17 protein-coding genes, 2 tRNA genes and 1 pseudogene are annotated in these 19,396 nt (G+C 51.5%); 12 read left to right on the top strand and 8 right to left on the bottom strand.

What is annotated here, in order from left to right:
* Window positions 1-85: 85 nt before the first annotated feature.
* Entirely contained in the window at window positions 86-514 is a 429-nt protein-coding gene (locus DES54_RS11345) for a hypothetical protein (RefSeq protein WP_240635003.1), read from the bottom strand.
* A gap of 841 nt (window positions 515-1,355) precedes the next feature.
* Here DES54_RS11345 and DES54_RS11335 point away from each other — a divergent pair.
* The 5 genes from DES54_RS11335 to DES54_RS11305 all read left to right on the top strand — a co-directional run bounded on the left by DES54_RS11335 (window position 1,356) and on the right by DES54_RS11305 (window position 4,632).
* Window positions 1,356-1,955 carry an ash family protein gene (locus DES54_RS11335; protein ID WP_169050507.1) on the top strand — a complete coding sequence of 200 codons (600 nt, stop codon included), beginning with the start codon at window positions 1,356-1,358 and terminating at the stop codon, window positions 1,953-1,955.
* Window positions 1,952-2,146: a helix-turn-helix domain-containing protein gene (locus DES54_RS11330; RefSeq protein WP_113867439.1), complete on the top strand. Its 195-nt coding sequence runs from the start codon at window positions 1,952-1,954 to the stop codon at window positions 2,144-2,146. Before DES54_RS11335 ends, DES54_RS11330 begins: the two co-directional genes overlap by 4 nt.
* 449 nt (window positions 2,147-2,595) lie before the next feature.
* Entirely contained in the window at window positions 2,596-2,949 is a 354-nt protein-coding gene (locus tag DES54_RS11320; RefSeq protein WP_113867437.1) for a type II toxin-antitoxin system RelE/ParE family toxin, read from the top strand.
* 4 nt (window positions 2,950-2,953) lie between these two features.
* Complete coding sequence (gene proR, locus DES54_RS11315; RefSeq protein ID WP_113867435.1) at window positions 2,954-3,256, top strand: transcriptional regulator ProR; 303 nt, start codon at window positions 2,954-2,956, stop codon at window positions 3,254-3,256.
* A 491-nt stretch (window positions 3,257-3,747) separates the two neighbouring features.
* Window positions 3,748-4,632 (top strand): integrase domain-containing protein, encoded by an 885-nt coding sequence (locus DES54_RS11305; protein WP_113867433.1) that lies wholly within the window; start codon window positions 3,748-3,750, stop codon window positions 4,630-4,632.
* A gap of 735 nt (window positions 4,633-5,367) precedes the next feature.
* Here the strand turns inward: DES54_RS11305 and DES54_RS11295 are convergent.
* The 3 genes and pseudogenes from DES54_RS11295 to mtfA form a co-directional block, all read right to left on the bottom strand.
* Window positions 5,368-6,623: pseudogene (locus tag DES54_RS11295) on the bottom strand (tyrosine-type recombinase/integrase).
* Window positions 6,624-6,783: 160 nt separating this feature from the next.
* Window positions 6,784-6,859: transfer RNA gene (locus DES54_RS11290), tRNA-Asn, on the bottom strand.
* 109 nt (window positions 6,860-6,968) lie between these two features.
* Window positions 6,969-7,766, bottom strand: a complete 798-nt coding sequence (mtfA, locus tag DES54_RS11285) for a DgsA anti-repressor MtfA (RefSeq protein WP_113867429.1) — start codon at window positions 7,764-7,766, stop codon at window positions 6,969-6,971.
* 94 nt (window positions 7,767-7,860) lie between these two features.
* Here mtfA and DES54_RS11280 point away from each other — a divergent pair.
* From DES54_RS11280 to DES54_RS11270, 3 genes are all read left to right on the top strand, one after another.
* Window positions 7,861-7,950 (top strand) — tRNA-Ser (locus tag DES54_RS11280).
* A gap of 165 nt (window positions 7,951-8,115) precedes the next feature.
* On the top strand, window positions 8,116-8,283 hold the full coding sequence (locus DES54_RS11275) for a YqaE/Pmp3 family membrane protein (protein WP_113867427.1): 168 nt from the start codon (window positions 8,116-8,118) through the stop codon (window positions 8,281-8,283).
* Window positions 8,284-8,465: 182 nt separating this feature from the next.
* Window positions 8,466-8,804 (top strand): antibiotic biosynthesis monooxygenase family protein, encoded by a 339-nt coding sequence (locus DES54_RS11270; protein WP_113867425.1) that lies wholly within the window; start codon window positions 8,466-8,468, stop codon window positions 8,802-8,804.
* A 51-nt stretch (window positions 8,805-8,855) separates the two neighbouring features.
* On the opposite strand, the gene DES54_RS11265 is transcribed toward DES54_RS11270, so the two are convergent.
* Window positions 8,856-10,316, bottom strand: a complete 1,461-nt coding sequence (locus DES54_RS11265; protein WP_427846353.1) for a sensor domain-containing diguanylate cyclase — start codon at window positions 10,314-10,316, stop codon at window positions 8,856-8,858.
* A gap of 343 nt (window positions 10,317-10,659) precedes the next feature.
* Between DES54_RS11265 and DES54_RS11260 the strand changes: the two genes are divergently transcribed.
* The gene (locus DES54_RS11260; protein ID WP_427846329.1) at window positions 10,660-11,562 is read left to right on the top strand and encodes a lipid kinase; all 903 of its coding nucleotides are present in this window, start codon (window positions 10,660-10,662) and stop codon (window positions 11,560-11,562) included.
* 125 nt (window positions 11,563-11,687) lie between these two features.
* Here the strand turns inward: DES54_RS11260 and DES54_RS11255 are convergent, their stop codons facing one another.
* The 3 genes from DES54_RS11255 to moeA all read right to left on the bottom strand — a co-directional run bounded on the left by DES54_RS11255 (window position 11,688) and on the right by moeA (window position 14,538).
* Window positions 11,688-12,287 carry a nitroreductase family protein gene (locus DES54_RS11255; RefSeq protein ID WP_113867421.1) on the bottom strand — a complete coding sequence of 200 codons (600 nt, stop codon included), beginning with the start codon at window positions 12,285-12,287 and terminating at the stop codon, window positions 11,688-11,690.
* Between the two features lie 260 nt (window positions 12,288-12,547).
* A complete protein-coding gene (moeB, locus tag DES54_RS11250; RefSeq protein ID WP_113867419.1) occupies window positions 12,548-13,300 on the bottom strand; it encodes a molybdopterin-synthase adenylyltransferase MoeB in 753 nt (250 codons plus the stop codon).
* A gap of 2 nt (window positions 13,301-13,302) precedes the next feature.
* Window positions 13,303-14,538: a molybdopterin molybdotransferase MoeA gene (moeA, locus tag DES54_RS11245; protein WP_113867417.1), complete on the bottom strand. Its 1,236-nt coding sequence runs from the start codon at window positions 14,536-14,538 to the stop codon at window positions 13,303-13,305.
* Between the two features lie 361 nt (window positions 14,539-14,899).
* Here moeA and gsiA point away from each other — a divergent pair, with 361 nt between their 5' ends.
* The 3 genes from gsiA (at window position 14,900) to gsiC (ending at window position 19,379) form a co-directional block, all read left to right on the top strand.
* Window positions 14,900-16,798 carry a glutathione ABC transporter ATP-binding protein GsiA gene (gene gsiA, locus DES54_RS11240; RefSeq protein ID WP_113867415.1) on the top strand — a complete coding sequence of 633 codons (1,899 nt, stop codon included), beginning with the start codon at window positions 14,900-14,902 and terminating at the stop codon, window positions 16,796-16,798.
* 28 nt (window positions 16,799-16,826) lie between these two features.
* Window positions 16,827-18,371 carry a glutathione ABC transporter substrate-binding protein GsiB gene (gsiB, locus tag DES54_RS11235; protein WP_113867445.1) on the top strand — a complete coding sequence of 515 codons (1,545 nt, stop codon included), beginning with the start codon at window positions 16,827-16,829 and terminating at the stop codon, window positions 18,369-18,371.
* A gap of 87 nt (window positions 18,372-18,458) precedes the next feature.
* Window positions 18,459-19,379: a glutathione ABC transporter permease GsiC gene (gene gsiC / locus DES54_RS11230; RefSeq protein ID WP_113867413.1), complete on the top strand. Its 921-nt coding sequence runs from the start codon at window positions 18,459-18,461 to the stop codon at window positions 19,377-19,379.
* The last annotated feature ends 17 nt before the right edge of the window (window positions 19,380-19,396 follow it).

The raw sequence follows: 19,396 nt of genomic DNA, 5'->3' as shown, positions 1-19,396 counted from the left end.
CGGTTGGCAATGAGCCGTTTTATTATCGAGTTCGGTGACCGCCTGAGCGATCACCTTTAATACGGTGGCAGTTACACAGAATTATTTACAGGGTCTCTTGATCGAATTCTCTCAGTCTCACAATCATAGGGGAGACACCAAGAAATTTTTCAAAAATACTAGTTGAAGCCAGTCCCCATTCGCTTGACCTACTCGACATGATTACGCGATTTGGCTTTGATGTTCTGGCGAGCGCAAGGAGTTTATGGATACCTGATTGATCGATTCTGGCGACTTCATCAACGGCGTCGATTATCAGTGAGCTATTTTCTTTATCTGCTCCCACATAAGCAAATACGCTGGCATTTAAGACAGAAGTGTTCAGTTTCTGAGCGATGCTTTTCATCAGATCTGTTTTCCCGCCGCCGGGTTCTGCTAACACAACAATGTGCGTTGAAGCAGCCAGCAACTCTGTCTCTGTGTACGTCCTGTCACCGTGCATAAAATTACGTTCAAGATAGAAGATTGAATTCATAGTTACAAAATGCTTCGTGTTGGATAGCTCAAATATTCCAGCAGAAAGTAAAGCTGCGCCTGAGTTTTCTTGCTTCTGTCAGAGATAGTACGGCATTTTTTCTTTATTGGGGGGCTGTTTTATCAACTACTGGACACATTATACATCTTATTGACATTCATCACATTTTACATTCGCGATATGCAAGTGATCTTACCCACCAATAGTGGATTCGTGACTAATTGAGTAAATTTTTGGGATGAAGGTCATACTGCCAAAGAAGGGCTGAGTTAATACCGCTATTTAAACCCCAAACCCATTTCACCGCAGCGAACCAAGGGACGCTACGCCCGCCTATGCAGGGTCAGTTTTTCCTCCCGCGTGATTTCCGTTCCCCGTATCTGCTTCCGGTTAATCGTTTCCCAACACAACCCGTCCCGCAAGGGTAAATGGCATGCATTCTGCGCTCTTGCGCGCCGGTACGAACCGGGAAAGCGAACCGTCAGGCGATACGAAGACGAAAATCGCACCACTGACGGAGAAAAATCATGACGATTTCCCTACATACTCAGACTTGCGCCCTAACGCCGTAGCGACGACCAGCGGTATCCCCATTGGAGCAGTCAGACTCATCAAAAACGAAATTTTTAAAAAAAATATATGATTGCCATGTATTTACCGACAGCATCATTGCATTTACGATCCGCATTCCATAAAACCTTCTTGCCGTTAGTTACCTAAAGCGGTATCTTTTCCTCGCACCTGCAAAATCAGGCGCCGGGATTGACCTCCTGAAAGCACTTCACTGACGACATAAGGCGCGTATGCGTTTTTTTTGTGTCGTGCGTTCGGCTACGTTTCAATGGTGGGCCGGGCGGGGGCGTCGCAAGACGCGCCGGTGCCAGTGAGGCCGGTAAGGTCAACCCCGCCCGGTTCCACCACCCATGAGATTGACCTCTCTGGTGGTGGAAATAATTTGTTACTCACTGGAGGCTGCCTTATGGCTACAACCTTCGATCAAACTCATCCGTTACTTTCCTTCCCTTTTAATGCCGATACTGATTTTACCGTGCTGGCCGATCATTGCGAAAAGTGCGCAGATACTCAGGCGGAATGCTACGATCCTGTACTGAAGATGGCCCTCTGCGGTCGGCTTGCCGCCGGTCTTGCACTACTGAAACCGGGCCTGCGCGATCCTATTCCGCCTCACCTGATAGACAGTCTGACCGTTGATACCCTGCCCACAAACTCTCCCCGTTTTGCCCCTGATGCGGATACGCTTTGCGATTACTGTTTTACCCTGACTCAGCTTCTGCTTTGCCGAATGTTTCCGCCACAAGCGGAAGAACAATTGTGCTGGCTCCTGGCGGAACTGGTTGATTACTTTGCCGCTGAACTGAAAGCCCCTTGCTGGATTCGCACCTCTGACGGCGTGAAATGTATTGATGAGGTGGCCGCATGAACCGACAAAACTGGCATCCCGCCGATATTATTGCGGCGCTGAAAAAGCGGGGGACATCGCTGGCAGCGGTTTCGCGTAACGCAGGGCTGGCCTCCTCCACGCTGACAAAACACTGGCCCAAAGGTGAAAGGCTGATTGCTGAAGCGCTGGGCGTCGCGCCTGAGAAAATCTGGCCTTCTCGCTACCATTGACGTTCCACCGGCGCAGATCAAATACAGGTTCTGCGCCGTTTCCTGTTTATCTGATTGCCAAAAAATCAACCAATAATCCTTTAAAAAGGAAAAACAGTTTTCTCTTATCTGCACCTTTGCTGAGCAGTAATATCCCTCCGGCACAAAATGCTTCATGACCTGAGAGAAGCGCCTGATGTATCAGGTCGGTCGCCTTTTACCGGCATCAACCTTTGAAAATGCCGGACCGCATTGCGGTTAAGGTCATTCTCTACTCTGCTTTACTTTTCCGCTGTTTCTGCGGCCTGCGCCGCAAAGCGGCGACAACTTTGCACAGCATTTAATGAATGACCGGAATACGCCTTTAGTTTCCCGGTAAAGAGGAATGCATTTCGCCTTGGGCGACTTCAGACTCTTCATTATCGCTTTGCGCCTATATAGTCTTTATGCTATATCAATAAAGAGATACCGTGTGGACGATTAAAACAACGGACATATTTGACGGCTGGTTCAGTTCACTTTGTAAAACCGATCGAACCAGCGTGCTGGCGTCGCTTATCGTTTTGCGGCAAAAAGGGCCGGGTTTGCCCAGACCTTATGCCGATACGATTAAAGGCTCTCGCTACAGCAACATGAAAGAACTACGCGTTCAGAGCCGGGGCGATCCGATACGGGTGTTTTTCGCCTTCGACCCTTACCGAACCGGCATTCTGCTTTGCGGCGGTAACAAGGTCGGCAATGAAAAACGTTTTTATGACCAGATGATCCCGGTTGCTGATCGGGAATTCACGAATTATCTGAAGACATTAGATGATAAGGAGTAACGCGATGGGCAAAACGCTCGAACAGCTTCTTGCAGATGAAAAACCGGAAGTCGTGGCCGACGCTCAGGCGATGGCGGCGGATATCCTGCTCAACATCCACCTTGCCGAACTGCGTGAGAAAGTACAGAAAACACAGGTTGAAATGGCGCAGGCTCTGGGCATCAGGCAGCCTACCGTTGCCGGTATGGAAAAACCGGGGCGCGACCTGAAACTGTCCACGCTTAAACGTTACGTAGAGGCGACCGGCGGCAAACTGCGCCTTGATGTTGAACTGCCGGATGGTTCTCACTACGGATTTGTACTGTAAATACTGACGCTCCATGAAACGGAGCGTCAACCCCGTTATAACGGGCAGCGGCCCGCATTGCCGTAAGGCTTTGCTGCCGCGTGACCGCAATCCTGCACCAAAATTTCAATTTTCACTCACTGCGCCAGTCCAGTGCGTCACTTTAACCGCGCCGAGCGGGAAAGTGACGCACCAGCACCATGTTACTGCACCAGACAATTCCACTGCGCCAGCGCGCTGCGGGATTCTGACACCGTATTTCAGGCCATTTACCCATAAGAGAACTTGAACCGATACCGGAGGGGGATTAGGACGATCCGGGGGATAACTCGCGCAAGCGGGCGGCTGCTCAGAGAGCACAACCGAAGCCCCGCAATACCTCAACGGCTGCCGCCCCGGCGCTCAGGTATCGTTCGCAGCCCCGACGAATATCAGGGGCTATCGGCCTACGCGCCGGGGAAGGTTGTATCAGATTTTGGAGTTGCTGCAATCATGAAAAGGGGAAAGAGAACATGGGCATTCTGGAGCAGGAAATGAAAACGCTGGCGCGGCAGGCGGGCGGCAGTCATAAAACCGTTCATGACCGTATGGCGCTGGCGCAGCGATTTTGTGAGCGCTTACTGGGGCAGAATGTACAGATCCGGCGGGTGGAGCAACTAAAAGCGCGGCATATTGAAAGCTACATCCGGGAACGGCTGGAGCAGGGCATAAAGAAACGCAGCCTACAAAACGAAATGGCGGCGCTCCGCTGTCTGCTGAAGCAAGCCGGGAGTGATCGATTAGCCACCAGTGAACGGTTATCCAATAAATCGCTCGGCTTGTCCGGCGCATCCCGCAACGGCACCAGGCAGGCTATCACGGCAGAGCATTATCGGCAGGTGCTGGAAACCGCTCGCGAAAAAGACACCGGGGTGGCGGCGGCGCTAGAGCTTTCAAGGTTGATGGGATTGCGCTCTCAGGAAGCAGTGCAGTGTGCGCAATCGCTCAGGACGTGGAAACAGGCTCTGGAGCGCGGCGAAACCCTGCTTACCGTGGTGTTCGGCACTAAAGGCGGGCGGCCTCGCGAGACAATAATTTTGGATGTTGGCGCAGTACGGAAAGCGCTGGAAAATGCATTGTCTGTGGCAGAACAACGCAACGGCAGGCTGATTGATAAGCCCGACCTGAAAAGCGCGATGAAATACTGGCACGGTCAGGCGTCGCGTATCGGCTTGACCGGCGCATATTCCCCGCATTCATTGCGTTATGCCTGGGCGCTGGATGCCATTCGCCATTATCTGGCGCAGGGATTCAGCGAAAAAGAAGCGCTGGCATTGGTCGCGATGGATTTGGGCCACGGCGACGGGCGTGGGCGCTATGTGGCGCAGGTTTACGGCAGTCGGGCGAATACTGACTGATAGTTTTTTGGTACTCAATCGTTATCCAGCGGAAAATGTTTGAAGGTAAACGTGATGAGGCTTTTTCCTTTTACTTTCTGTTATTTTAATAGAACATGACTATTCAGAAGGTATTATCTTTCATGACCCGTATCATTAATCGGTTTTTGTACAAAAATATTTGGGGCCAAATAATTTTGTACGATTTCCTATCGATACTGGTGCAATTAATAGCCAAAGGCAATCCAGCGTTGCGACAAAAATTATCGCTACTGCGTTACGCGAATAAAAACAGTTGCGCCAGAAAAGGAAAAGGCCATAAGAGTAAAGGGCTGTTAAGAGTAAAAAGGGCCGTTAAGGGTAATAGCGCCAAACCAGAAAGGGTCAAAGGACAGAAAAGGCCGTAACCGGCGCAGTTCGATGTTTGTTCAACGGGTATCTGGTGCAGCTTTGTGTTTTTCCTGCGGCGGGATACTGGTGCAGTTGGCCGCAATATCGGGTTCTGGCGCAGTGTCATGTTGGCAGACAACTATCCTATGGTGCAGATTTTTTATCGTTGCAATGACGATAAGCTTTACCTCAAAAATTACCCTTATTGATAGGTAATGACCTGAAAATATTCTGCCAGAATATTTTTTGATGCCTTCCTATTGATTAATAAAAATATAAAGTCAACATCTATTAAAGATGGATAAAGCAGATCCTGAACTGTCTGGATCTGCTTTCGTATTATCCATTGATTACGTCATCGCGGGCTTAGCCAGCCTGTTTGCCCCAAATATAAGGCGGAATGTAAGTTTCCCGGCACGCATCCAGATAATCCGACCACCACTGCATCATCGCTTTGCGGGCATCAAGGTGCTCTGCTTTGTGGATATAGGCCGCCCGCACGCTATTGTGTTCTTGGTGGCTCATCTGGCGCTCAACGGCATCCTGTGACCAACGTTCAGATTCCATTAATGCGCTACAGGCCATCGCCCGGAATCCGTGGCCGCAGACATCCGTTTTGGTGTCATAGCCCATCAGCCGCAGCGCCTTGTTCACCGTGTTTTCACAAATGGGTTTATACGGATTATGGTCGCCGGGGAACACCAGTTCCAGATGGCCGGAAATCGCTTTAATTTGCTTGAGGATGACAATCGTCTGCCGTGACAGCGGCACGATATGCGGCGTGCGCATTTTCGCGCCTCGCCCTGAATAACGTGCGCCAGCAATGGCTTCGCGGGTGGCGGGAATAGTCCAGATTTTGTTTTTGAAATCAATCTCGCGCCAGCGGGCGAAGCGCAGTTCGCTGGAACGGATAAACAGGTGCAAAGTGAGCGATACCGCCAGCTGGGTTAACACCCGTCCCTGCTGGTAGCCGTCGATGCGCTCCAGTAGCTCCGGCAGTCGCGCCAGCGGCAGAGCCGGATAGTGGCGTTTAACCGGCGGAGCCGTCACGCCGTCCAGATTCAGCGCCGGGTTAGTTTCAATTAATCCCTGATGCACGGCGTGACGCATAATGTTGCACAGGTGCTGCCGGGTGCGGGACGCGACTTCCAGTAAACCTTTTTCCTCAATGCCTTTCAGCAGGGCGGTAAATTGCTGGGTTTTCAGTTCGGTTATCGACAGATGACCGAGTACCGGGAAGATATGATTGTTCATGCTGGCAAGCAGACGGACGGCATGGTTTTCCGACCAGGTTCTGTTGTTTTATGCCAGTCCAGCGCCACGGACTTAAAGCATTTTTCCGGCGAACGGGCAGTTTTTTCGGTCGCCCGCTGCTGCGCGGGGTTGATATTCTGAGCCAGCAGTTTGCGGATGCCATCGCGCTGTTGTCGCGCTTCGGCAAGGGAAACCTGTGGATAGCCGCCTAAACCGATGCGGGATTCTTTGCCGCTGAAGCGGTACTTGAGATACCAGAGACGTGAACCGCCAGGATTGACCAGAAGGTATAGACCGTGTGAATCGGAGACTTTGAAGGGTTTTGCGGATGGTTTTAAGTTGCGGATTTTCGCGTTGTTAAGAGACATATGGTGGTCACTCCATAATCGAACTGAAATGACCCCAAATCAGACCACCAATTTTCCCCGATGCGGAGGGAAAACTAAACATGCATCGGGAAGGGTTTTACGCTAACTCATTGAACCCTCATCAAATAAGGATTCATAAAGAAGCATGAAAACAAGAATCTGGCTCCTCTGACTGGACTCGAACCAGTGACATACGGATTAACAGTCCGCCGTTCTACCGACTGAACTACAGAGGAATTGTGTGAACGGGGCGCATCATATCCGGCGCCTGTTATGCTGTCAACGGTAAAATCGGTGTTATCGTCTGACTGTTTAGGCTATATACAATTCTTTCTTTTATCGCGATCAATAAATTACCGGGGCGTTGTCGTTGGTGCTCTTTTTCCAGTCGATGAGACGGCTCAATGGGTCTTGACGGTAAAATTCTTGAAAACAGCGGTACAGCGCCGGGAATCGTTCCGATAACAGTTCCGGCGCGCTGAAGAAATATTCGGAAAGTACCGCGAAACATTCGACAGGATCTTGTGCGGCGTAGGGGTCCATGCTGGCGGCGTCTTCGCCTACCAAATCAATTTCTTCCTGCAATGCATCCATCGCTGCGTGCAAATGCTGTTCCCATGCGGCGATATCGCGCAGGGCGATGGCCGGCACGCCCGTGGCGGTGCCGCTGCTGCGTACATCGAGTTTGTGGGCGACTTCATGAATGATGAGATTGAAGCCGGATAGATCAAACGAATCCTGAACTTCCTGCCAGTTGAGGATCACCGGGCCTTGATCCCAACTTTGCCCCGATTGCACGATTTTACCGGTATGTACCAGCCCGATATCATCCTGCCATTCATCATCAACAATGAAGGGGCCGGGATAAATCAGCACCTCATGAAAGCCATCCAGACATTCGATGCCCAGTTCCAACACCGGCAGGGAAAACAATAGCGAGATTCGTTGCTGCATAATTTCGGTTAGCGCCAGTTCCTGTAACGGGATCAGGCGTTTTAATTTCATAAATTTTTCAGCAATCATTATCAATTTTTGCCGTTCCGCGTCACTCAATGGCGCTAACAGGGGAATCGACAGCGCGGGTTGCCACTGCTCCAACGTTTCAGTCGCACATTCATTTGTCTTCCACGGCCATTTAATCATCGCTGTTGCTCGCTAAGTCATCACTTGAATTTAAAGGCGAGAGCTAATGCTGTTAAAATGCCGCAAAAGCGGGCATCATAGCAACCGCTTAAACGGAGAGGTGCCGGAGTGGCTGAACGGGACGGTCTCGAAAACCGTTGAGGGAGCAATCCCTCCGAGGGTTCAAATCCCTCTCTCTCCGCCACTATTCAAGCAATTATCGTCATCCTATTCTGTGATAAAACTCCCGGTGAGAGCATCATACGTAAAACCTTTTTTCCTTCTGTTTTCATGATGTCCCCGGAGGATACTGACAAATCGTATTCACTGTACTAAGGTCATAAATCATTACTACGTTATGGAGATTGATATGGGTTTTTGGCGCATTGTATTTACCATTCTTTTGCCGCCCCTGGGCGTATTACTGGGGAAAGGGATTGGCGGCGCATTTATCCTGAATATTCTTCTTACTTTGCTGGGATATTTCCCCGGATTGATCCACGCGTTTTGGGTTCAGACCAAAACCGATAGCATTTAATCGAGTTGAGCGGGTATCGCCGGTAGTGTAGCAATACCCGCTTTATTTTATCCCATCGATGTAATTATTTTGCGATTGCGCTTGTTAATTCAATATATTAAAACGTATTCAGTCTCGGATTCCTCTGGGCCAATGGTGCCGCTGCGCCTTTTTTATTCTCCTTCACATTCAGAGGCGGTGATATGTCGGATACGTCTTTTGCTTGCTTGCCGGAACCGCCTTATTTTGCGGTTATTTTTTCATCTCAGCGCACCGCGGGGGACGCCGGATATCACGCCATGTCGAATCGCATGGTGGCATTGGCGATGCAGCAACTCGGTTATTTAGGGGCGGAAAGCGCGCGTGACAGTCATGGATTCGGCATCACCGTCTCTTATTGGGATTCGTTGGAAGCCATCAGGCAATGGAAAAATCATGCGGAACACCGTATTGCGCAGGAGTTTGGTATCACCGAGTGGTACAAGCATTACGAGTTGCGCATTTCTGAAGTGAAATACGCCTACGGGAAACGGGTAGGGTAGGCATTCCTGCGGCAACTTCTGCCGGTTATCGGGATAACCAGGCGAAAGCGATTATGCTTCCGATTTAACCACCCGGTTGCGCCCTTGCTGTTTCGCCTGGTAGAGCGCAATATCCGCACGGTTAATCAATGTATCCAGTGTTTCATTGGGTTGATACTCCGCCACGCCACCACTAATGGTGACCTGAATAGTATCGCGTGCGGATTTGATTTTCGTTGATTCAATCTCTTTGCGCAGCGTGTCGGCACGCAGTAATGCGTTATCAAGATTGCAGTCATCCAACAGCACAACGAACTCTTCGCCCCCCCAGCGGCAGATTTGATCGTTGCGTCGGATGGTTTGCTGGAGCAGGCTGGCGATATGCTGAAGCACTATATCGCCAACGCCATGACCATAGCGGTCGTTTATCTGTTTAAAGTGATCGATATCAATCAACACGATGGCGATAGGCTGTTGATGAGAAATACGTTTGGCTAATAACCGGGTGAAGAAGTAGTCAAAGGCCTGCCGGTTCATGATGCCGGTCAGTTTATCCGTGGTGGCCATCTGTTCTAGTCGCCGTTGGTAGCCGCCAATGGTCAGCCAGAGCAGGAATAAAAACAGCATACTGAAGCCAACGCTAATGCCGAGATTGGTTATCAGCGTGGCAAACAGTCGTTTTTCGCTGGGGTGATTACTTTGCTCCACCATCAGATACCAGCCAAACTCAGGTAATAACCGCGTGTTCAGAAAAATTTGGTTATCGTCTATCTCATACACATATGCGCCGCCAGGGACCGTCAAAATTGAGGTGGACAGCGCGGATAAACCGGCTTGTTGCTGAATTTTCAGCGGGCGGTGATAGGTATCCCCGTGCAATGTCACATTCCCTGTTTTGTCTATAAAATAGATGGTGCGGTTATAACGTTGCTCGTATTTTTCAATCAGATGTTTTACCCGTTCAACGGGGATCCCGACACCGGTGACTCCGATGAAGTTGCCGTTATAGTCCATAACCCGGTGATTGATTAAGATATCCAGACGAGTGCGTTTTTCAGGATCGACGCGAATATCAATGGAATAGGGCGTTTCATCCAACAGCGTTCTGGCCTGAAAATACCATTGATCGTCGGGAACGTCTTCGGAAACGGTTTTTAGAATGCGCTGCGGATCGTAGTAACGTTTGGTTTTATCCGAAACGAAAAAAGAAAATATGGTATTGAAGCGATTATCGATTTCTTTCAGATAGCGGATCATCGCCTGTGGATCGCTTTCGTTATTGATAACCCAGTCACGTACAAATGTATCATGCGCCATCAGTGATGAGATAAAAGTCGGTTTTAGCAAGTCTTGCTGGATTTCTGAGTAGACATTGTCGCTGGTCAGGGGCAGGGTGTTTTCTTCTATCTCTGCTTCCAGCGACTCTTTTGCTACTTGATAACTGGTCCAACTAATGATCAAAAATGCAGTGAACAGCATAACGGCAAGCAGGGCGATCGCCCTGGGTTTATTCAGCCAGTTAGAGTTGATCATTAATCCAAATCGCAAGACCCTTTCCTCAATGTAGTAACTGAATGAAATGACAACACAAATCTATTCGATCATGACGATTGTCGTAGACTACCTTACAGAAGTTAAGCAGTCACCCCCGGAAACATCAATACGTGGATGGACAATGAAAGGTCAACGCGGCAACGGTCGGACATATCGAAAGAACCTGAAAATAGCCTCCATCATTAAGTAGCTGAATAAAGTAGCGACTGTGTATGTAATTTTTTGTATTTTATTGTGGGCTTATTAAAGCGCTCTTGTGACATTTATTACATTTATGGTTAGATTCAATTTGATTTTTCTGAACAATTTAGGTTAACAAACGATGATGAACCATGATTTAGATAATAAAAAGCAACGCCCGACGGCCCTGCTCTTTATTAATAAAAGAGCGCGTAATGGCGAATCATCTGCGCGTTATGTGAAACAATTATTACAGTCAAAGCATATCAATATTATTGAACCGGTTGAAAAAGAGACGGGAAACTGTAGTGATATTATTCGGACTTATGCCGCAGAAATTGATTTTGTTATTGTCGGCGGCGGCGACGGCACGCTGAATGCGGCGGCGCCGGGATTGGTTGAATCGGGGTTGGCGCTGGGCGTTCTACCGTTGGGAACGGCCAATGATTTTGCACGTACTTTGGGGATCCCGAAGGATATCAAACAGGCGGTGGAAATCATTGCCGCGGGCCACTTGCGCACCATTGATTTAGGCGATGTCAACGGCCATCTGTTCTTTAATGTATCCAGTATTGGTTTTTCCGCCGCGTTAGCCCGCGGTTTGTCGGCTAAGTCTAAAAAACGTTGGGGAACATTAGGTTACGCGCTGGCAGCATTTAAACTATTGAAGCAGAGCCGTCCCTTTCGGGCGGAAATCGAACATGATGGCGTTAAGGAACGGGTTCGCACGGTGCAGGTTTCCGTCGGAAATGGCCGATTTTACGGTGGCGGGATGACGGTACAACATTCCGCCGCGCCGGATGATGGCCGCCTTGATGTCTACAGCCTGGAAGTGTCTCACTGGTGGGAGATGATTGCGCTTATTCCGTTTATGCGGCGGGGAACGCATGGCCGTTGGCGTAATGTCCGCACGTTTTCCGGTCGGCATTTATCTCTGCATACAGCAAAACCCCATGATATCAATGCGGATGGGGAGTTAATTGGAAAAACCCCGGCGATATTCAATATTCGGGAAAAAGCCATTCAGGTATTTGCGCCGAAATGACGCTAATGCGGGTAAGGTTATGGCAATGCGATAAGTCTTTTCAATAACGGAAAACCAGCGCATAACGATAATAAAAAGGGACTGCATGGTCCCTTTTTCTCAGGCAACTTTTATCGATCGTCGTATTATTTGAAAATACGGAAACGTTCTTCATCCGGGATATAGGTTTTTTCACCGGCGGGTTGTTCAATTGAACCAAACGGCATCTGAGCACGAAGTTTCCAACTGGCAGGCAAATTCCACTGTTGTTTCACTTCATCGTCAATCAATGGATTATAGTGCTGCAACGATGCGCCGATTTTTTCCTGCGCGAGCGTAGACCACACCGCGAACTGGGCGATCCCGGTAGAATGCTCTGACCAGACCGGGAAATTGTCCGCATACAGAGCAAACTTCGTTTGCAGATCTTCGATGACTTTTGTGTCTTCAAAGAATAAGACCGTCCCCGCGCCGGCGGCAAACGAAGCCAGCTTCTGTTCCGTGGCGGTGAATGCATCCGCCGGAACGATTTTCTTCAACTGCTGCTTCACGATATCCCAGACTTTATCGTGTTGTTGGCCAAACAGTATCACAACGCGAGAACTTTGTGAGTTGAATGCTGACGGGCTCTCTTTGACCGCTTCTGTAATCAGCGCGGTTACAGCGTCTTCTGCGAGGGGTAATTTATTTCCGATGGCATAGATGCTGCGACGTGTTTTGATAGCTTGCAAAAAAGCATTACTCATGATGTATTCCTCTTTATCTAGTTGCTTATATACCCAACAGATTTCGAAGCACAGGGAGTCGGCAACCTAATCAACGCACCTGCAACCTTAAAGGTGACGAGTATTTACACAGTGACACTGATATCTATCGTATACAAGAAAATAGTAGATTGATTTATGTATGCAATTTTCTAACGATGAATGAACTTGAGATAATGACGGCTCAATGTCAACGCGCCTACTTGCTATCCGGTTCGCGGCACTTTGCCGCGTAAGTCTGATTAATCGCCGCACACCTCGCAGTTGGCGTTTTTCGGCAGCTTGATTTCGCGAAATTGCAGCGTCATAGCATCGAACATCAGCAAGCGCCCTGTGGCGACCTTACCGTAGCCGGTCAGGAGTTTAATCGCTTCCAGAGCTTGCAAACTGCCAATGGTGCCGACCAAGGGCGCCATCACGCCGGTTTCCGCGCAGGTCGGCCTGTTGTCGCCAAACAATCGGCTGAGGCAGCGGTAGCAAGGTTCATCCGGTTGGTAGGTAAACACGCTGATCTGGCCTTCCATGCGGATCGCCGCACCGGAAATCAGGGGTTTCCTTAGCTGGAAACCAAGGCGGTTCAACCTTTCGCGGATCGCGACATGGTCGGTGCAATCCAGCACCGCATCGTGCTTTTCCATCAGCGCGCCCAGCGCGTCGTCATTCAGGCTGGCGTTTACTGTATTCAACGCAAGATGCGGATTGATGGCCGCCAGCGCGATCCGTGCCGATTCGACTTTCGCCATGCCAATACGTTCATCGCGGTGCAGGATCTGACGTTGCAGGTTGGAAAGCGAAACGGCGTCAAAATCCAGCAGCGTCAAATGGCCGACGCCCGCGGCGGCCAGGTATTGGGCTGCCGCGCAGCCCAATCCGCCAAGCCCGACAATCAGCAGTCGCGCCGCTTTAAGCTTCTCTTGTCCGTCAAAATCGAAGCCGCGCAGCACAATCTGACGATTGTAACGCAGCGCTTCGGCATCACTGAGTGATGGCAGCATAATCAATGTCCCAGCAGTGAATTGAAGGGTTCTATTTCCACCCATTCTCCGGCGGCAACGTGGTCTCGCTCGGCTTCCAGCACGATAAAACAATTTGCCAGACTGAAGGAACTGAAGACATGCGAACCCTGGTGGCCGGTGCTTCTGACTTCCAGTTCACCCTGTGCGTTACGGCTGAAAATACCGCGTTGGAAATCCATGCGGCCGGGGGATTTTTTCAGGGCGCTGGTGGTTTTCACCCGCAGACGCGCGGGCAGACGCCAATCGGTATGACCCGCTAAACGGGCCAGCAGCGGCTGAACCAGTTGATAGAAAGTGAGGACTGCGGAAACCGGATTTCCCGGCAGACCGCAGAACCAGGCCTGCTGTAACTTGCCGAAAGCGAACGGTTTGCCGGGTTTGATCGCCAGTTTCCAGAAATGGATATCTCCCAACTCACTCAGCATCTGCCTGGTATAATCCGCTTCACCCACGGAAACGCCGCCACTGCTGATAACCAGGTCGGCGCTGCGGTCTGCCCGATGAAAGGCGTGGCGCAGCGCGTCGGGATCATCGGCAATGATGCCCAGATCGTTAACCTCACAGCCGATCTGCTCCAGCATCAGGCGCACGGCAAAGCGGTTGGTGTCATAAATCTGTCCGGCCTGAAGCGTTGTGCCGACCGGTTGAAGCTCATCGCCAGTTGAAAAAATGGCGACTTTCAATCGACGGTATACGTCAATCCGGGCGAGTCCTAACGATGCCAGCAGCGGCAATTCCGCAACGCTCAATTTTTTTCCGGCGGGCAACACCACCGCGCCAGCGCGGATATCTTCACTTGGCAGACGAATATTCTGTCCGGGTTTAACGTGCTGAGGAAAACTAACGCCGGCATCACTGACTTCTGCTTGCTCCTGCATGATAACCGCGTCGGCGCCTTTGGGGATCGGCGCGCCGGTCATGATACGGATACACGCGCTCATAGGCCATTCGCCGTTGAACGGCGCGCCGGCGAATGCCTTGCCCGCCACCGGCAGCGGCGTCGACGCGCTGAGATCCGCGCAACGAACCGCGTAGCCGTCCATCGCGGCATTGGCGAAGGAAGGAACGTTGATGGGCGACGTTATGGGGCTGGCGGTAATTCGGCCAGCGGCGTCATACAGCGAAACGTTTTCTGTTTCCGGTATTAATGATACCTGAGAAAACATCTTTTCCAGCGCCTGTTCGAGGGACAATAAGCCTGAGGTAACGCTTTCCATCTGCACTCCATGATTGGTTTCTCCCCAGCGGGGCTGCGGGCGAAAACAGGTATTGTATGCCACTATTATGTCAGAGAACGCGGGCGGCTCAAGGAATCGGGTATTTCGGGAAGGGACGATGACGGCGAACCTGGTGAGCCATGGGTTATATAACGTTTATTTATTTTTATTAACTTAATGTTCTAAAAAGAATTTTTATCAAAGAGCCGAATAAGTTTCTGCTTTACATTATACCTTGCGCTAAATATAGTCAAAACGCGTGTGATGACGAAGGGCCTCTTGCCGCTAAAGTCGGTTCATCACTCGTCCCTGATCCAACTGTCGTCATCGCGACCCCTGTTTAAATGGAGATCTACGGTTAATGGCATTAGCACGGCATCATTCTGCATCGCCGCCTACCGCTGCGGAACTTTCCCTGCCGGACCAGCGGGTATTGGCGGTGCGCGATTTGAGTGTTTATTTTCAGCAGCAGGGGCAACGGACGGATGCGGTGCGTGATTTGATGTTTTCCGTGGATCGCGGGGAAACGCTGGCGATTGTCGGCGAATCCGGTTCGGGGAAGTCGGTGACGTCACTGGCGGTGATGCGCTTGATTGAACAGGCCGGCGGCGTGATTCATCAGGGTGAAATGCTGTTTCGCCGGCGCAATGGTCAGGTGCTTGATTTGCGTGAACTCCCGCAGTCGCGGATGCGTAAACTGCGCGGCGCTGACCTGGCCATGATTTTTCAGGAGCCGATGACCTCGCTGAATCCGGTCTTTCCGGTAGGCGAGCAGATTGCCGAATCCATTCGTTTGCATCAGGGCATGGATCACCGCGCCGCGCGGCAGGAAGCGTTGCGTATGCTGGAGCGGGTGCGTATTCCTGAAGCGCGTAACGTATTGGATCGCTATCCTCATCAGCTTTCCGGCGGGATGCGTCAGCGGGTGATGATTGCGATGGCGCTCTCGTGTAAACCGTCGTTGCTGATTGCCGATGAGCCGACCACGGCGCTGGATGTGACTATTCAGGCCCAGATCCTGCAATTGATTCGTGTGTTGCAACGGGAAATGAACATGGCCGTTATTTTCATCACCCACGATATGGGCGTAGTCGCTAAAGTGGCCGACCGGGTAATGGTGATGTATCGCGGCGAAAACGTGGAGGCCGGCGGCGTTGAGCAGATTTTCAATACGCCGCGGCATCCGTATACACAGGCTTTACTGGCGGCGGTGCCGACGTTGGGTTCAATGCAGGGTCAGGTGTTCCCGGCAAAATTCCCCTTGCTGAATGGCGAGACGCAACCGCTTGCCGACAGCGTGCCGCAGAATACTATTCCCGCCCATGCCGACCCTATTTTACAGGTGCGGGATCTGGTCACGCGCTTTCCGATCCGCACGGGCTTGTTGAACCGGATAACCCGTCAGGTTCATGCGGTCGAAAAAGTGAGTTTTGATCTCTATCCGGGTGAAACGTTATCGCTGGTCGGCGAATCGGGCAGCGGCAAATCCACCACCGGACGGGCCTTGCTGAAACTGGTGGAAAGCCAGAGCGGAACGATTGTTTTTGATGGCCAGCGGATTAACCAACTGAGCGGTTCGGCGTTGCAGCATTTGCGCAAGGATATCCAGTTTATTTTTCAGGACCCCTATGCTTCGCTGGACCCGCGTCTGACGGTCGGGTTTTCCATTATGGAACCGTTGCTGGTGCATGGAATAGGGAGCAGGCAGGAGGCGGAACAGCGCGTTGCATGGCTGTTGGCGCGGGTAGGGCTGCAACCTGAACACGCGCGCCGCTATCCGCATGAGTTTTCCGGTGGGCAGCGTCAGCGCATCTGCATCGCCAGAGCATTGGCGCCGAACCCCAAAGTGGTTATCGCGGATGAGGCGGTTTCCGCGCTGGATGTCTCCATTCAGGCGCAAATCATCAATCTGATGCTGGATCTGCAACGCGAATTCGGCATTGCATTTTTATTTATATCCCATGATATGGCGGTGGTGGAGCGGATCAGCCACCGGGTCGCGGTGATGTATATGGGGCAAATCGTGGAAATCGGGCCGCGCAGCGCGGTGTTCGAAAACCCCCATCATCCCTATACCCGTAAGCTGATGGCGGCGGTGCCGGTTGCTGATCCGTCGCGCCGCCAGCGTGAACAGGTTTTACTGGTTGATGAAATACCCAGCCCAATTCGGGCACTAGGCGATGAACCTACCATTGCGCCTCTGGTGCAGGTTGGTGAGCGGCATTTTGTCGCGCATCACCCGATTGCCGGCGCTTACTGACAGGGACTCACAAAGAGAACGTAATATGATGAATGCGATTACTTTACAGCGTAACTGGTTAGTTGCCGCCGGTATCGCGACGGCAATGGCGACTGCGCCTGCCTGGGCCGCCAAGGATGCGGTGATTGCGGTGGCATCCAACTTTACCAGTCTTGATCCTTACGATGCCAATGACTCGTTATCGCAGACTGTCGCCAAATCGTTCTATCAGGGGCTGTTTGGTTTCGACAAGGATATGAAGCTGGTCAATGTACTGGCGGAGAGTTACAAAACCAGCCGGGATGGTCTGGTGTATACCGTCAAGCTGCATCCGGGCGTGAAGTTTCATGACGGGACGGATTTTAACGCCGAGGCGGTCAAGGTGAATCTTGATCGCGCCAGCAACCCGGAAAATCGGCTGAAACGCTATAACCTGTTCAAAATGATTGATAAAACCGAGGTGGTGGACGCTCAGACGGTGAAAATCACCCTGAAATCGCCATTCTCAGCCTTTATCAATAATCTGGCGCATCCTGCGGCGGTAATGATTTCACCGGCTGCGCTAAAACAGTACGGCAAAGAGATCGGCTTCCATCCGGTGGGAACCGGGCCGTACCGTTTTGTGACCTGGAACCAGACTGATTACGTCAAAGCCGAGAAGTTTAACGGTTACTGGAAAGCCGGGCTGCCGAAGCTCGATAGCATCACCTGGCGTCCGGTGGTGGATAACAATACGCGCGCGGCATTGCTGCAAACCGGCGAGGCGCACTTTGCCTATCCGATCCCGTTTGAGCAGGCTGGCGTGCTGGAAAAGAATGACCAGTTGGAACTGATGGCGTCGCCGTCGATTCTGCATCGTTACATCAGTATCAATGTGACACAGAAGCCGTTTGACGATCTGCGGGTGCGTCAGGCGCTCAACTACGCCATTAATAAAGACGCGCTGATTAAAGTCGCTTTCTCGGGTTATGCGACCCCGGCGGAAGGGCCGTTGCCGCCCAGTATTGATTATGCGGTGAAGTATCAGCCGTGGCCTTATGATCCGGCCAAAGCCCGCGAACTGTTGAAAGAGGCGGGTTATCCCAATGGTTTCACCACCACGCTGTGGTCATCGCATAACCACAGTACGGCACAGAAAGTGTTGCAGTTTACGCAACAACAACTGGCGCAGGTGGGCGTCAAAGTGCAGGTCACCGCGATGGACGCCGGTCAACGGGCCGCGGAAGTGGAAGGCAAGGGCGTGAAGGAAACCGGCGTGCGCCTGTTCTATACCGGTTGGTCGGCTTCCACCGGGGAAGCGGACTGGGCCTTGTCTCCCTTGTTCGCCACCGCCTCCTGGCCGCCTGCGTTGTTCAATACGGCATTTTACAGTAACCCGCAGGTTGATGCGGATTTAACCAACGCGCTGCAAACCACCGATCGGACGGAGAAGCAAAAACTGTACAAAGACGCACAAGATAAAATCTGGGCCGATGCACCGTGGATTTTCCTGGCGACGGAGCGTCTGGTTTCGGCCAACAGTAAAAAACTGACCGGTTTTTATGTGATGCCGGATACCGCATTCAGCTTTGACGAGGCGGATCTGAAAGAATAAACCGATTATAGCCCGCGTAATCAGGGAGGCCCGCGGGCCTCCCTGCTGTTTGTCAATCGTCAGGGGAATAAGGGTGGAAACCCATTCATGCTGAATTATTTTATCAAACGACTATTGGGGCTAATTCCGACGCTGCTGATCGTCATGGTGCTGGTTTTTCTGTTCGTCCATTTGTTGCCGGGCGATCCGGCGCGTCTGGTGGCCGGGCGGGAAGCGGATGTGACGGTGATCGAACTGGTGCGTCAGGATCTGGGGCTGGATAAGCCGCTGCCGAAACAATTCTGGCATTTCTTTACGCGCAGTCTGCAAGGGGACTTTGGGCTGTCGATGGTATCCAAGCGCCCGGTTGTGGAAGAGATCGCGATGCGTTTTATGCCGACGTTCTGGCTCACCGTCAGCAGTATGGTCTGGGCGGTGATTTTTGGCATGGCGATCGGGGTGACGTCAGCCGTCTGGCGTAATGGCTGGCCGGACAGGATTGGCATGACGCTGGCGGTATCCGGGATTTCATTTCCCGCTTTCGCGCTGGGAATGCTGCTGATGCAGATATTCTCCGTTGAGCTTGGCTGGTTGCCTACGGTCGGCGCGGATACCTGGCTGCATTATATCTTGCCTTCCATTACGTTGGGGGCGGCGGTGGCGGCGGTGATGGCCCGTTTCACCCGTGCTTCTTTCGTCGAGGTGATGCAGGAAGACTATATGCGCACGGCGCGGGCCAAGGGGGTGCGCGAATCGCTGGTGGTAATCAAGCATGGCTTGCGTAATGCGTTGATCCCGGTCGTAACCATGATGGGTCTGCAATTCGGCTTTCTGCTGGGCGGCTCGATTGTGGTGGAGAAAGTATTTAACTGGCCGGGGCTGGGACGATTGTTGGTCGACTCGGTGGAAATGCGTGACTATCCGGTGATTCAGGCGGAAGTGTTGCTGTTTTCGCTGGAGTTTATTCTGATCAATTTGCTGGTCGATATGCTGTATGCCGCGATCAATCCGTCGATTCGTTATAAATGATTCGTTATAAATAAGGA

It is taken from the genome of Brenneria salicis ATCC 15712 = DSM 30166 (assembly GCF_003315515.1).
Classification (GTDB): Bacteria; Pseudomonadota; Gammaproteobacteria; order Enterobacterales; family Enterobacteriaceae; genus Brenneria; species Brenneria salicis.
Note: the sequence above shows the minus strand (reverse complement) of the source record. Positions and strands in the feature narration are given on the sequence as shown.